This is a genomic window from Streptomyces sp. NBC_00258 (assembly GCF_036182465.1).
Taxonomy (GTDB): Bacteria; Actinomycetota; Actinomycetes; order Streptomycetales; family Streptomycetaceae; genus Streptomyces.
Genome location: NZ_CP108081.1, coordinates 16,973 through 30,801 on the forward strand (window position 1 = coordinate 16,973; position 13,829 = coordinate 30,801).

Annotated in this window: 15 protein-coding genes and 1 pseudogene; 7 read left to right on the plus strand and 9 right to left on the minus strand. The window is 66.1% G+C overall.

The window, feature by feature from the left end:
• Window positions 1-3: 3 nt before the first annotated feature.
• Both OG718_RS00070 and OG718_RS00075 read right to left on the minus strand, forming a co-directional pair.
• The gene (locus OG718_RS00070; protein ID WP_328842634.1) at window positions 4-1,023 is read right to left on the minus strand and encodes a hypothetical protein; all 1,020 of its coding nucleotides are present in this window, start codon (window positions 1,021-1,023) and stop codon (window positions 4-6) included.
• Window positions 1,020-1,490: a hypothetical protein gene (locus OG718_RS00075; RefSeq protein WP_328842635.1), complete on the minus strand. Its 471-nt coding sequence runs from the start codon at window positions 1,488-1,490 to the stop codon at window positions 1,020-1,022. Before OG718_RS00075 ends, OG718_RS00070 begins: the two co-directional genes overlap by 4 nt.
• Window positions 1,491-2,361: 871 nt before the next feature.
• Here OG718_RS00075 and OG718_RS00080 point away from each other — a divergent pair.
• The 5 genes from OG718_RS00080 to OG718_RS00100 all read left to right on the plus strand — a co-directional run bounded on the left by OG718_RS00080 (window position 2,362) and on the right by OG718_RS00100 (window position 6,091).
• On the plus strand, window positions 2,362-3,012 hold the full coding sequence (locus OG718_RS00080) for a hypothetical protein (RefSeq protein ID WP_328842636.1): 651 nt from the start codon (window positions 2,362-2,364) through the stop codon (window positions 3,010-3,012).
• Window positions 3,013-3,036: 24 nt separating this feature from the next.
• Window positions 3,037-3,837, plus strand: a complete 801-nt coding sequence (locus OG718_RS00085; protein WP_328842637.1) for a hypothetical protein — start codon at window positions 3,037-3,039, stop codon at window positions 3,835-3,837.
• Window positions 3,838-3,850: 13 nt separating this feature from the next.
• Window positions 3,851-4,519 carry a hypothetical protein gene (locus OG718_RS00090; protein ID WP_328842638.1) on the plus strand — a complete coding sequence of 223 codons (669 nt, stop codon included), beginning with the start codon at window positions 3,851-3,853 and terminating at the stop codon, window positions 4,517-4,519.
• 298 nt (window positions 4,520-4,817) lie between these two features.
• Window positions 4,818-5,150 (plus strand): hypothetical protein, encoded by a 333-nt coding sequence (locus tag OG718_RS00095; protein WP_328842639.1) that lies wholly within the window; start codon window positions 4,818-4,820, stop codon window positions 5,148-5,150.
• A gap of 5 nt (window positions 5,151-5,155) precedes the next feature.
• Window positions 5,156-6,091: a hypothetical protein gene (locus OG718_RS00100; RefSeq protein ID WP_328842640.1), complete on the plus strand. Its 936-nt coding sequence runs from the start codon at window positions 5,156-5,158 to the stop codon at window positions 6,089-6,091.
• Between the two features lie 429 nt (window positions 6,092-6,520).
• Here the strand turns inward: OG718_RS00100 and OG718_RS00105 are convergent, their stop codons facing one another.
• Window positions 6,521-6,937, minus strand: a complete 417-nt coding sequence (locus OG718_RS00105; protein ID WP_328842641.1) for a peptidase inhibitor family I36 protein — start codon at window positions 6,935-6,937, stop codon at window positions 6,521-6,523.
• A gap of 596 nt (window positions 6,938-7,533) precedes the next feature.
• Here OG718_RS00105 and OG718_RS00110 point away from each other — a divergent pair.
• Together OG718_RS00110 and OG718_RS00115 are read left to right on the plus strand one after the other, a co-directional pair.
• Window positions 7,534-8,118 carry an ANTAR domain-containing protein gene (locus tag OG718_RS00110; RefSeq protein WP_328842642.1) on the plus strand — a complete coding sequence of 195 codons (585 nt, stop codon included), beginning with the start codon at window positions 7,534-7,536 and terminating at the stop codon, window positions 8,116-8,118.
• Window positions 8,119-8,203: 85 nt separating this feature from the next.
• Window positions 8,204-8,638 (plus strand): annotated as a pseudogene (locus tag OG718_RS00115) (ATP-binding protein); the annotation flags it as partial.
• Window positions 8,639-8,956: 318 nt separating this feature from the next.
• Here OG718_RS00115 and OG718_RS00120 read toward each other — a convergent pair.
• From OG718_RS00120 to OG718_RS00145, 6 genes are all read right to left on the minus strand, one after another.
• Window positions 8,957-9,463 (minus strand): hypothetical protein, encoded by a 507-nt coding sequence (locus tag OG718_RS00120; protein ID WP_328842643.1) that lies wholly within the window; start codon window positions 9,461-9,463, stop codon window positions 8,957-8,959.
• Window positions 9,464-10,007: 544 nt separating this feature from the next.
• Entirely contained in the window at window positions 10,008-10,679 is a 672-nt protein-coding gene (locus OG718_RS00125; RefSeq protein WP_328842644.1) for a response regulator transcription factor, read from the minus strand.
• 53 nt (window positions 10,680-10,732) lie between these two features.
• A complete protein-coding gene (locus OG718_RS00130) occupies window positions 10,733-11,950 on the minus strand; it encodes a sensor histidine kinase (protein WP_328842645.1) in 1,218 nt (405 codons plus the stop codon).
• A gap of 280 nt (window positions 11,951-12,230) precedes the next feature.
• The gene (locus OG718_RS00135; RefSeq protein WP_443055315.1) at window positions 12,231-12,452 is read right to left on the minus strand and encodes a hypothetical protein; all 222 of its coding nucleotides are present in this window, start codon (window positions 12,450-12,452) and stop codon (window positions 12,231-12,233) included.
• 330 nt (window positions 12,453-12,782) lie between these two features.
• Complete coding sequence (locus OG718_RS00140) at window positions 12,783-13,556, minus strand: hypothetical protein (RefSeq protein WP_328842646.1); 774 nt, start codon at window positions 13,554-13,556, stop codon at window positions 12,783-12,785.
• Complete coding sequence (locus OG718_RS00145) at window positions 13,553-13,720, minus strand: hypothetical protein (RefSeq protein WP_328842647.1); 168 nt, start codon at window positions 13,718-13,720, stop codon at window positions 13,553-13,555. The genes OG718_RS00140 and OG718_RS00145 overlap by 4 nt, the downstream gene beginning before the upstream one ends.
• Between the last annotated feature and the right edge of the window lie 109 nt (window positions 13,721-13,829).

Here is a 13,829-nt window from a genome sequence, read left to right on the forward strand (position 1 = left end):
TGCTCACGCCTTCAACCCGGCGGATCCGGAGGAGTGCTCCAGCGTCGCGTCGAGCAGCGCGCTGCGTTGGCGGCTCGCCTCGACGAGTCGACCGACCATCAGTGCGCCCTCGGCCGTGAAGTGACCGATGTGCTCGGTAAGCGCCTCGCACAGGATTGCCAGGGCGCCAAGGGATTCACGCGTCGCCTCAGCGACGAACCGGCGGTGCTCGGGATCGGTCTTCGGGTCGGCCAATTCCGCATATCGCCAGTGCAGCAGGTGGCAGTAGACCGCGGCGGCGTGCAACACACGGTCCAGTTCCCAGGCCCGGTTGCGTGTTTCATTCCCTGCGGACGTCCGCCAGTAGATCGGGATCTTCGGGCTGGTGGCCGAGCTGTATCCCGGAAGGAATATCGGTCGGGTCAGCAACTGGTGATTGACCGACTGGTGTACGGCCTCGTGGTAAATGTTCTCGGCGACCAGCCTGATCGAGCCCGTCGTGCTGACACTGAGCGGGGGAATGTGTACGAATGCCCGGTCGGACAGGAATACGCACAGCGGGAAGTCGGGAAGGGAGCAGGAGGTGATCCGGCCCCGTACGCCGTCCGGCGTGGTGGCCATAGCAAAGGTGGTGATGAAGGTGGCGACCAGGGACATCGCCCACGGCCGAGTCGCTATCAGGTCGAGCGCTCCCGAAACACCCTGCGCGAGGTCATGAGTCGGCCAGACGATGTGATGCCCTGTCAGGTCGACAGCGCTGTCTAGGTCCGCGGCTCCGTCGAGACCTTCCCGCGCAGCGGGCCCCAGCCACCAGAACTCCCGCTGCCCCGCGCGGAACACTCTGATCTCACCCGCCCCCATCGAACCGGTCGGCTTGCCGCGCAGCGCCTCGTGCAGACGGAGAGGAATCAGCCCCTGGTCCGCCGGTTCCGGTGAAGAGGCAAGTCCCAGGCTGATCGCGACGGCGTCGCGTGCGGGCAGGACCTGTACAGGGGTCAGGACGCTCGGTGCCGAGGCTTCGATGGCGTTCAGCGCGGCGGTCACTGGTACCTCCTCGTTGAGATGCCCACGTCCGTGGAGCGGAAGTCACCAATGCGCTCCAGTCGCTCGATGGGCCGCAGCCCTTCCCCCGGGACCAGCGTCTCCAGCCGCTCGACCAACCAGTCCAACCTGGCTCGGGAATCGAGTCCCGGGTCCGGGACGAGTTCGCCCAGCCGCCGCTGGAGCTGGTAGAGCTTCGACCGGGCTGTGCGCCGATGGGCGGTAATCATCTGCGACGCCGGCACGATGCGTGCCAGCCGCTCAAGACGTTCATCCGGCCCCAGCGAAGGGTCGGGCAGGAGATGGAGCAAACGGACGGAAAGGTCGATCAGCTCCTGCGCCACATCCTCGAATTCGTCGCCGAACTGAGGGCTGTATTCCTCTTCGGAGAAGATCTTACGCCGATTGGCATCTTCGGCCGGAGTGAGCGGAGTGAAAGTTACATCGATATGCACGGGCTTAATGGCCACAGTGCTCCCTTGGCTTTTTATAAGGTGCCGCGAGGGCGCGGCGGCGCTGTCGCATGGGTGGCCGATCCGGCTTCCCAAACGACAGCGCCGTGCCCGATCAGGGCACCTCTCGCTGAGCGACGGACCTACCCCTCAGCGGATTCGATGATCCGGGACGACTAGAAGTCCGGGACCATGTGGTCCAGTCGGCGCGTCAGCCGATCCACGGACGTCGGCTCCTCCGTGGTGATAACGGGCTCGTTCTCTGTCGCGCTTTCATTCTCCATCTTTTTCTCCTTCAGGCTTCGCCCTTCGACGGTGAATCCGTCGAATAAAAGGATCTCCCGACAGTGACCCGACCGCCATCGAATGACGATGCGGAATTCCGCACCATTGGTGCCGTGTAGGACATGACCCGTGAACGACCTGTCTCGCACCCGTGACGGCGTCTGCCTCGCCTGTCACGGCCAGCCTGATTTTCCCCTGCCGCCAGGGTCCGTTGCATGATCGCCCTCTGTCCGGGTTCATCCGGTGAGTCCGAGGGCCGTCAGAGATCGGTTCCAGTCGCGGGCGGCTTCGCGTAGGGCAGCGGCGATATTGGTGTGTCCGTCCTGGCGGTGGACGCTGATCGCGAGGTTGCGCAGGCTGGAATCCGCAGCGCGGATCCGGGGAGGGCGATTCGGCCGCGTATTCTGCCCGAAATTTTTTCCCTGTGCCCTCTTGATGTGTCTGGAGCCCCACCCATGTGAGACGCCATTGGGAGGGATCACTGCCGATTGTGAACATAAGCGTGGACGCCTGGCGTTCACTGCAGCCCGGGAGGATGCTGCCGGGGCAGCGAACCCGCACACCGACGGAATCTTCTCCGGCCCGCGGGTTCCAGGGGGTGGAAATGAGCCTGACCGAATCAGAGAATATTTTCGCGGGACTGAACGAGCAGGGTTTGAATACGATTCTGAGTGCAGTATTCACAGCCCGGCCGCGGCTTTTGAACTATCGCACCTCGCCGAGTGTCGCCGCCGTACCGGCTTCCGCCAGCAGCTGGACCGCGCTGCCGACGATCGCCTTTCCCGGGGTACCGGGCGGGATCGACTACGCCGTGCGCTTTTCTGTTCCGCGGGTCGACCTCTTTCCTCAATCGCAGCCGCTGCCGCCGGCCCTGAACCTCGCAGTCGGGCAGTTCTCGCTGCAGACCGAGGTGGACCTCATCCTGTTGTGCTCCCGGTCCGCGGACCGGGAAGGGTCCGGGAAGCCGGTCGGCGTGCGGCTCGGCGTGGCGGCGACGGGGCAGCCTGTGGTTCAGGTGACCGGCCCGGGAACGGGAACCGTCTCGTTCGACCTGCTGGCCGTGGAAATCGTGGATATCACGCCCGACCCGCTCGAGTCATTGGTCGAGTGTCTCGTGCTCACCCTGCTGCGGGCCGTCCTCAGTTCGGTGGCTCTGCCGTTCGAATCGCTGCGCGCCGGCGCGTTCTCGCTGAACCTGCTGCGTGGACCAGAAACCGAGGACGACCAACTCAAGCTGTATGGCGCGGCCGTCTAGGCGGTGGCCTTGTTCGGAGGAAGCATGCCCGACATTCTCACCGCTGTCGACGAGACCGCGGCCAACGTCATCATGTCCAAGGAGATTTCGTCGCTCGCGCCGCTGACCGCCTCGCGGAACAGCACGTTCGGGCCGTTCTCCATCGAATGGGCGCTGAGTGCGTCCTTCTCACAAGGCACCATCGACATCATTCCGCCGCCAGCCGATGTGATCCGGATCGCCGGAGTGCGGCTCAGCTATCGCACCGAGCTGAAACTCACCCTCGACCTCGGCTTCCTCGACTTCTGTCTGCCCCAGGTGTGCGTGACGCTGCCGTTCATCGGCCGTGTCTGCACCCCTCGCGTCTGTCTGAGCTTCCCCACCATCGAGGTGCCGGTGTCGCATTCCAGCACCGTCGACTTCACCGCGGACGTACGGCCTTCGGTCACGCTCGCCGGGGACGAATGGAAGGTGGAGGCCGTCATCGTGGGCGTGCCCCAACTGGTCCTCGGCCCTGCGGCCACGGCCCTGCTCGGTGTGATCGGAGGGGCCGTGACCGCCGCGCTGCTCCTGGTCCCCGCCATCGGACCATTGCTCGCCCTCGCCAGCGCCGTGATCTTCGCTTCTCTCACCGTGGCCAATCTGCTCGGTGTGCTGGGGGCGTTGCTCAATCCGCTGGTGGCGGGGCTCCGCATTCCGCTGCACAGGGCGCCGCGGCTGTTCGAGATCCTGCCGGCTTCCGGCCAGGACTCGGCGGTGTTCGTGCGTCTCGACTCGATGGTCGCCACACTCGACGGCTCCGGCGGTGAGGACGAACTCGTCCTCGCCATCGATATCTCTTCGTGAGGAAGGAACCGCCATGTCTGCGTTGGACAGCCGCGCCCTCACCAGTCTGGACTGCTTCGGACAGCGTTTCTCCGCGCCGGGACGGACTCGCTACACCGTGGGCGGCCCGCTGGCCGCCTGCGTGGAAACGGATGAACTGCCCTTCTCCATCACCGTGCGGCGGCCGGACGACAATTCCGCCCAGCGCCAGCACGATGTCGAGGTGCGGCATGCGCGGGGCGGGTTCACCGTCGCCACCCCGCAGTTGGAGATCGCTGCTGGCGATGTGGTGATCTGGCATGCTGCGGCGGCCGGCACCCCGCCGTACGGGGTGTGGGGCCTGGACGAGTCCGACGGCACCTTCTCCAGTGCCGCGCTGCGCGACGCGGCCTTCTACGGTCATGTGTTCGGCGCTGCCGGCGAGTACGCGTGGCAGGACGCCAACGGGGGCACGGCCTGCGGCGTGGTCCGTGTGCGTGATGTCGACAGCCGGGACCGCAAGGCCTGCGAGAGGTGGCGCGAGGAGCTCAAAGAGGGCTCCATCGTCGCGGTGGAAGGCGGCAAGGTGGAGCCCGCCGAGTTGTCCGTCGTGGTCGGCCAGACTGTGCTGTTCGCGGTCGCCGGATCGGAAGGGCTCGCGATTACGGACGCCTCGCTCATCAGGCTGTCGCAGTGCCCGGCAACGTCCCAGCCGCCAGCCTGAACAGACGAGGCCATGTGTCGACCGTCGCAGCCGGGTGCGCACCTTCCGCGGTGAACGGCCGTTCGCGACTTCAGATGCGAGGGCGGCCTTCCCGGTCGACGGCGTGGCACCGGCTCGGTTTCCACGCCTCGCAAGCGCTGGGCAGTCCGACGGAGCGCGTCCGGTGGCTCTTCGACTTCACCGCCGCCGATGGCTCGGTAACTCTTGCCCGTCTGCGGTTCGACGGCCAGACCCGCGGTGCAGGGAGCGCTTCGTGCGGAGCTGGTCAGTGTGACGGTCTCCTCGGAACGGGTGATTGATGCGGGACACTTCGAGCACTGTCGTGCCGGACTCGTTCGAGCTGCGCGGCCGGAGATTCAGCGGACTGGACGTTCTGCCGCGAGAGGAGGCGACGCCTCTCTACAGCGACCTCGTGCGGTACGCCAACGCGTGCGGGTGTGGCGCCGGCGCTGTCGGAGCGGCTCTGGCGGGCTGTCTCTATCTGCTGGGGCTGGCCCTGCTGCCGACGATCGCGGCTGGGGTTGTGGGCGGTGCAGTCGGCAAGTGCCTCGGCCTTGGGTGGGCACACCGCCGCTTTGATGCGGTCGTCCGCAACCTTGAGGAAGCCCTGCAGGCCCGGGAGGAAGGCTAGGCATCATGGCCGTGTCATGCCAGGAGCAGGCGGAGCGTGTCGAGGAGACAGTCCTGCAACCCATCGACCAGTGGGTAGAAGGGCAGGAACAGAGATGCCGGGACGAGCCCTGCAACTGGTGGACGCTGTGTCTCAACAAGCTCTTCTGCTGGATCGTCGTCGTCCTGGTCAAGGTGTCGCTGTGGATCACCACCATTGTGGTGCGCTGGGTGTACCGGACGGTGTGCACGGTGGTCACCGTCGTCGTTGGCCTGGTCGCCCTCCTCTTCGGCAACAGCGACATGCTCTTCCAGGCGCTGAAGGACCTTTGGACACTGGCCAAAGACGGCTTCTACTCGGCCATCGGAACGGTGATCTTCGTCGCCCTCAGGATCGTGGACCTCGTGCAGACGGTGCTCCGGCTTCAGCCGGCGAAGCGCCGGCTGACGGAGGACGAGCGAGAGATTTTACGGCCGATCTTCGGGGAGTCACTCAACTACGGTTCCATCGAACTGGTAGTGGGCCGGATAGGCATCCTTACGGCGTTCCGCGAAGCTGCCTTCACCATGGGTTACACGATCTACCTGCCGACGTACAGCGAGCAGACGTTGGTCCACGAGTGCGTGCACACATGGCAGTTCGAGTTCGGCGGGTTTCGGTACATAGGCAGTTCGGCGCTTCACCAGCTTGACGGTCTCGTCTTCAGTCCGGGCTACAATCCGTACAGGTGGCGGCCGCGCATGGACGCCGGAGATTCCTGGTTCGCTCTGCGAAGTGTGGAAGCCCAGGCAAAGTTCATCGAGGACGTTTACGCGGACGGAATCTTCCATTTCTCAGACCTGGAAACTGCGGACGACATGAGCCCGGGTTCATTCTTCCGTGAGGATGACTCAGGTTCGAATTCCTTCGTTCCGTATACGCAGCAGGCGAACGACGCGTGGCGCATCCTGCGCACGAGATAGCAGCCGGCCCACCCGGTTGAGCAGTCCCCTCCCCGGCTGCCCTTGCCGGCAGTTTCGGAGCCTTTGATGCTCCGGGAGCCGCCGATCGCACAACGTGAGTGGCCGCAGGAGCGCAACGAGCTGATCCGGTGCTCTTCGCACCAGCCCAGACGGGCCGGCACCACCGACCTCCTCGCCCCCGATACCCTCACTTTCCATTCCACCGCCCACAGGCTCCGCCCCTGGTGTTGGGGACGGAGCTCCGTGGCCGTTGTTGCATGCCCATCGCCCTGCCCGGCTCAGCCTCTCTGTTCCAGAGTGAGCTGAAGGGCGCTGGAAGGCTGCCGTTTCGGCTGCGCACGAACCCCTGGGGCGTTGCCGTCCCCGCGGTCCGTCATGATGCCTGGGCCAGTCCTACGGCCGGGCTCTGTGCCGGATCGTGGCAGTTCTCTAGCCGCCACAGGCCGTGTCGTTGTTCCTCAGGGAGTGCGTGGTGTCGTTGAGCTGATAGGAGCGCAGGTCCTGGATGGAACCTCCGTTACGCCCCACACATACGCGTCGGCCACCGTAGTTGTCGTTCTGATAGACCCGTGCGGTCCTGCTGGAGTTGTTGATGACGGAACTGCCGTTGCTGCGGATGTAGTCCGGGAGGTGGCTGACGCTGCCGTCCGAGGCCCGCTTGACGTACGGCTGCCCGCGAAAGTCCATGTCCGGGTAGATGCACACGAAGCCCCGCGCGCACGCGACGTTGGCCTGGGCATGTGTCCGGGCAGCGGCAGGATTGGCGGCATCTGCGGTGACAGGCGCCGCCAGAACCACTGCGGCTCCCAAGGACAGGACGGAAACGATCTTCCGGGTGAAGTGCATTACTCCTCCTTGACCACGCGTCTCAGTGAACTGCGCTTGTCCCGCGGCCCTCAGGCTGAGGGCGATCGGCGGTGCCGTGCTGGGTCAAGCGATGGCCTGACGATGCCAGGGCCCCGGGGAGCCGGGCGTCAACCGTGGGGGGTAACTCTGCGGTAAACCTCAGGGGTACCGGTGTGCTGCCGGCCTCCGCTTAAGATTCGATGGGCCAGGTCCGGCGGAGGATTTCCCAACCCACGTTGCGGAGTGCGGTGAAGTGGCGTTAGCGGGCGACGGTTCTGGTGTTGTTGCTCATGGGGCCTGGCAGGGAGCGCGGTATGGACCGCGCTCCCTGGTCGATTCGTACGGGGTCAGGTGGCGCCGGACTTCGGGACGCGCTTCGTGGTGCGGCTGCGGAGGCGAGGTCTCTTGGTAGCTGTTTCTGAACTGGTGGGCCTGAATGGCGTCAGGAATCACCTTGTCGTGCGTCCGCGTGCTCAATCGCCCACGCGGGCAGTTCTCTGACCACGCCCCGCCGCTCAACCAGGCTCTTCACGGGCTCTTCACCGGTCGCGGGGCTGTTGCGTGTGGGCAGGGTGATGCCGGGCAGGATGGGCCCTATGCGACCTCCCCAAGGCCCTGGACCCCGGCGTGGAGAGATACCTGCTGATGCTCAGGACCAGGAGCATGGCGGCCCTCTTCCCGGGCTGCCGGTCGTCGAGCAGGCCGAGCTGCTGTATGAGGAGACAGAACAGCTCAAGGACGCCTTGGAGCGGCGGCCGGTGATTGACGTGGCCCGCGGTGTGCTGATGGCGACCTGGTCGTGCACCCAGGAAGAGGCGTGGCAGATGCTGGTCCGGGTGTCGCAGCACTCCAACACCAAGCTGCACGACGTGGCGGAAGCGGTCGTCGAGACCACGCAGCACAAGCCGATGCCGGCGCACCTTCAAGACCACCTGGCCGCGGCGGTGACGGCATGGCGCGCGCCGAGCCGGAGACGCGTAGGGCGCAGGTCCTCGGGTAGACGTGCCAGGTTGGCAGGGGGCGGCGCAGTGCCTGGGGAGGTCCCGCGCCGCCCCCTGCCCACCGACGGGCATGAGGACGATGAGAATGATGTCGGTCAGGCGGCAGCCGGCATGGCCGGGGCGGCCGATGCTTGCCTGCGTCTGCGTGCTGGTTTCGGAGGGGCGGATTTTCGCCTTTGAGTCTGGTGTGCGGCGTCTTTTCGGGGGGTACTTGCGCGCGTCGTTAATCGCGTTGCTCAGGACGAGGTGGCGGTGTGGCTTGGTGGTGTACGAAGACGAATATGAGCCGCTGGTCCGCCGCCCGCTCCTGTCTGCCGTGGCCTTCGAGGGCAGCGAGCCGATCGCGGAGGCGCGACATGCTGCCCGCCGTTTCATGACCGAGGTGCAGGCCGTTCACGGGATGCCGGTGTCAGAGCGTGCGATGGGCGTTGTCGAGCTGGTGGTCAGCGAGCTGGTGACCAACGCCTACAAATACGCGCCCGGACCGTGCCTGCTGGACCTGGAGGTTGTCGACGGCGCCGTGGAGATCAGCATCTGGGACACGGACCCGACGCTGCCGGCGGCCTGCCCGACCGATCCGGGACGGGTCGGACAGCACGGCCTGGAGATAGCGATGGCGGTGTGCCGCAGTTTCGAGGTGCGGCGGGAGCCGGTGGGCAAGCGAGTCAAGGCCGCGATCGTGCTGGCCGACGATCCCGGCAGGGCGTTACGGAAATGCCGTAGCCGAACGCCTCCTCCTGTCCGATGGACAGGCGTGGGTTCAGCCTGCTCCTCGTCGAAGTGCTCTTCGTGCCCTGCACGTTCGATCACGAGGAGTACGTGGTGTCCACCATCCGCTGGACCACAGGCGACACTCAACAGTCCGCCCGCTGGCATTCCGAGAACGCCGCCCCCTTCCACCGCGGACCGTCGCCGACGACCGGATGAAGGCTAACGACGCCTGCTGCGACAAGCCTCATCGTCCCAGCTCGGAAGGAAATTTCAAGATCCGGACACTGTGGCAAGGGAAAAGCGCAGGCTAGATGTTGTTGATCTGAAAGGAGCCGATGCGGTCGTTCGCCCAGTCGCCCACGTAGGGCGTGTCATAGCCCCAGTAGGTTGCGCAGCAATCGCCGTCATAGCGGTACGCCGACTGGAAGTTGCAGCTGCTGTACGTCCTGAACGACGAGATCGACCTGCTCCACAGGCCGGTGTTCAGCTTGTAGCCCGACAGGTCACAGGGGCCGTAGTCGCCGAACACCATGGTCGAGTCGCCGCCGTAGTTGGCGTGCTCGTACCAGGACATGAGCGGTGTCCGGGCGCTGTTGCGCGCCGCTGCTGCCGTCGCCCGGTCGTCGGTGCAGGTCCGGCTCTTCACCCGGGAGGTCTTCTCGCCCGGCTTCACCGGCTCCACGACGATGGTGCAGTACTTGCCCTCCGGTGTCTGCGGGGTCTGAGAGGCGGACACTGGCGGCGCCAGTCCGACGAGACCGATGAACGAGGCGGCCACGGCAAGCGTGGCGGCGGCACGAATGCGCAGATGCATGACACTCCTTCGGATGCTGTGCATGTCTTCTCCCTGGTCCAAGGGCGGACGGATCCCGCAGATTGCTCGTTGCCGTAATGCTCGCCTGCCGGGACCTTCGTCATGTCGTCACAACGGCTACTGCTGTTGCCCGACCGGAGCGTTCACGGCGCTCCTGCTCCAGCCGCCGTAGCAGCCAAGAGGTCCCCGAGCCAGCGCCTCGAACTGTAACCGCGCCAGGGACGTCGCGTCCCTGACAGATGTCAGGGTGCGGCATGCGCCCCTCACCTCATCGGCCACGCATGGAGCAGGCGCCTTTCAACTCCGATGCCGCAGGTCAGAGCGGTCATGGTGCCAGTGGGGCAGAAGCCGCCGTTCCGCGATGGCGCTCCGGCAACGGAGAAGGCGAACGGTTCCACCTCCCATGCGGCCGCCGTACAGAGCTGACGTCAGTGACGTGGACACGGCCCGCTCATGACCGAGCGTCAGACCGTAAATCCTGATCACCGCCCGTAATTGACCGGGGCCCGACCGGTGTTGGACTGACGATGCATTCGTGATGCGGTCAAAGACCGGTGGCGGGGTTCCGCGTTGCCAGCCCGGTCTCGTAGGCGACGACGACCGCCTGGGCCCGGCTGTTCACGGCGAGCTTGCTCATGCAGCGATGAACGTGCGTCTTGATCGTCCCGATGCTCAGCACAAGCCGCCGCGCGATGTCGGCGTTGGACATGCCCGCCCCGACCAGGCCGAGGACCTCCAGCTCTCTGGGGGTCAGCATGTCCAGCCCGGGGTGCGGTTCGGGTGCGGCGTGGCGGGGGGTGTACGCCTCGATGAGTCCCTTGATCACTGAAGCGCTGAACAACATCTCCCCCGCGTGCACGGTGTCGATGGCCGCAAGCAGGCGGTCGGCCAGGGTGTCCTTGAGGAGAAAGCCACAGGCGCCGACCCGCAGGGCTCCATACACGTATTCGTCGAGGTCGAAGGTGGTCAGTACGAGGATCTTCGGGGCTGGGTCCGGGGCCTGGGCCAGAATCCGTTCGGTGGCGGTGATCCCGCCGATGCCAGGCATCCGAATATCCATCAGGATCACATCGGGCCGGGTCTGCGCGGCAAGCGGGATCGCTTCCTCGCCGCTCTGGGCCGAACCGACAACCTCGATTCCCGGCGCCGCCTCCATGAGTGCGACAAGTCCCGAGCGGATGAGGTGTTGATCGTCCACAACGAGCACCGTGGGCATGAGTGATCTCATCCTTCCTCGCGATTGCCTGGACAGGATCCGGGACATCACCCTTACCTGTCGCGTGGCACAGGGACGGTCAGACTGACCTCGAACCCGCCCCCCGGACCAGGTCCGGCCGTCACTGTTCCGCCGTAGACACTGACTCGCTCATGCATCCCGATCAGACCATGAGCCGCGGACTTTACGGGTACGTTCGCGGAAACACGCTGCTGTCCGTCGTCGGCCACACGCACGTGGATCTCGGCCTCGTCATAGTGCACCAGCACGGTTGCGTTCGCCGACGGCGCGTGCTTCATGACGTTGGTGAGGGCCTCCTGGACGACCCGGTAGATGCACAGGTCGACGCCTGGCGGGAGTGCGTACGCCGTGCCCGTGATCCGGACGTCGACCGGCACCGCGGCGTCCCTCACCCGTTGCACCAGCGGTTCGAGCTGTCCCAGCCCGAGGGAGGCGTCGAGGTCTCTGGGCTCTCCTCCCCTCTGCACTTGCCGGGACTGTTCAGCGCCTTGCCGCAGGAGGACCAGCATGCGGCGCATCTCCGCCATGGCCTCGCGGGTGCTGCCCGAGATGGTGTCCAGTGCCTTGCGGGCCGTCGGGGGATCGGTGGTGAAGACGTATCCCGCCAGGCCAGCCTGGACGGAGATGACGGACACATGATGGGCGACCACGTCGTGCAGCTCGCGGGCAATCTTCATACGCTCCTCGGTGACCGCCAACTGGGCCTTCTCTTCCTGTTGCCGAGCCAGTTGCTCACTCAGTGCCGACAGCCGCTCGCCTCGTTCCACCAGCCTCCGTGACCGGTCGCCGGTCACCCAGATGACGACGACCATCATGGTTACAAAGGCCACGCTCACCGGCCCGATCCCGGGCTCGGCGAGCCGCGTACCCCACAGCAGGACGAGCAGGGTCGCGGCTGCGCACTTCGCCACGACCTTGCGCGGGCGCAGCGCTGCGACTGTGTAGAACGCGAGACCCGGCCCGATCACCCCAACCGCGTGGTAGTAGCCCAAGGTGAAGTAGCACAGCACGCATGCCGCCGTACTGCCCAGGACGGGCAGCGGGGCACGGCGGCGCAGGGCCAGCGGGAGGTAGATCAGGGCGAGCAGGCCGTACGCCCAGGCATCCGGAGTCCGCCAGTAGCTGTGCGGATCGAGCCAGTTGTGCAGCATGGTGGCTGAGACACCGAGCGATCCGACGGCGTAGCCAACATCCGCCACCTGCGGGAGGGCCTTGCGAAATGTCGTGCTCCACGTCTGCTGCGCGACCATCGTGCGAGCCTAGGCGAGTCACGACCGCTTGGCCCGTCGCATGACCCTATCTACAGCCCTGGTTGTACACCGGCAGCCTCCCCGACCGGTCACTTGGAGGAGTAGTTGTCATTACTGAACCCGGATCCACCAGCTTGATTCCCGGTTGATCGTTTCGGGGTCGTGCAGGCCGTGTTGGGGCTGAGTTGCGAATTCGGGCATGGGGTGGCCGCTGGTCTGCCCGGCTCTTCCACTTTGTCCACAGGCCTCGGACCCTTTCGGGCAGGCCGGTCAGGGAACGTCAGAGGGCCGGCGGTGCATGCACCGCGCTGAACAACTGGGTGAAGTCCTCGCTCCAGGGCCAACGTTCGGGCACGTGCAGGGTGAGGCGGCGGGCGGAGCGGGCCAGGCGGGCGGGCACGTTGATCAGGCGGTCACGGATGGTGGCGGTGGTCGCCCTGGCATGGAACGCGGAGGCCAGGGCGCCGGCGGCGCGGGGCAGGCTGTGTGCCAGGACCGCCAGGGCGAGCCACGCGGCATTGGCCGGAAATGACCGGACGGCGCGTGGGCGAAGCCGCTGTTCTTGACATCGGCGATCACCTGCTCGACGACAGCGTGCCGGCGGTGATCACGCTCGGCATCCCTCAAGCTGGGCGTCCCGGACGACCGGTTCATCGCCTCGACCCTGCTCCTGCAGTCCCGGCACCCCGGCTCCGCCTGGTACGTCGCCACCAGCGACATCAACCTCCAGACCAAACTGCACGCCGTCGCCCTGCCGTTCATCGAACCCTGATCCCCCAGGGTCAGCAGACCGCCCAGGAGGATGTAAGGCTGTGGTCACGCGAGCGGGCCGTCAGCTGACCGAGACGTGCAGCTGGTCGTCCGCCGTCAGACGCCCGGTGACTCCGAAGGACGCCCACATGGCCACAATGTGCTGGCCACAGTCCTGGATAGCCCGGTCCCCGGCCGCGAAGTCGGCCAGCGGCAGCAGGGTGGGCGTCGTATCCAGCACCTCACGGATCGGCGCCCACACCGGGCCAAGAAGCCGCTGGACTGCAGGATGGTCCGCGTACCCGGTGAGCAGCGGCGCGTTCCCGCCGGCCTCCTCCACGGCGGCGGCGTGCGCAATGAGCTTGAGCATCGCGCCAGTACCAAGGAGCAAGCCTTCGTACATCTCGTCCAGGCCGACCTGGTGTGTCTGGTAGGCGTGGACCAGGTCGGCCCAGCCGGGATGCACGTCATCGAGCAGGCCCGTGAAGGCGTCGCGGTAGCCCTCGCCGAGGAGATCGGCAAGGGTGAACCGCCGGGACTCACCGCCGCTGCCCGGCGTAACGGTGATGCACTGGCCCAGGAGCGCGTTGGAGAACAGGTCGCACCGGAACTCGTCGGCGGCCTCGTACGCCCAGATCGCCGCCACCTCCTCCGGCGTCTTGGGACGGGTCGTCTTGGGCGGCCGGGTGTCGGCTGCTGCACGAAGCCGGCCGATGAGTGCGTGTCCGTACTCGTGCACGACCAGGTGAAGAAGTTCCGCCTGCTCCAACTCCTCTTCGGCCGCCGCGTCGCCAGTGTCGAGAACGATGACCGTCTTGCTGAAGTCACGGGCCAGACTGATCGTCTTGCCCTTCACGATGCCGTGATGTCGCCGGTGAGCACCACCGTCAGCTCCGACTCCGGAACGTCGAGCTCGTCGGCGACCACGCTGATCATGGAGTGCACGCTCTCGATGAATCGGGTCAGGCCCGGGCGGGCACCGTGCTCTTCGATCACGGTCAGGGCGTAGGTCGCGCTCACGGGGGCCTCTCGTTCGCAGGGCAGATGCCGCCCATCATCGGCCCCGGCACTGACACCGACTCCGCACGGCCTGTGAGAGCTGTGAGGCTCGGAAGCCATTTCCTACCGT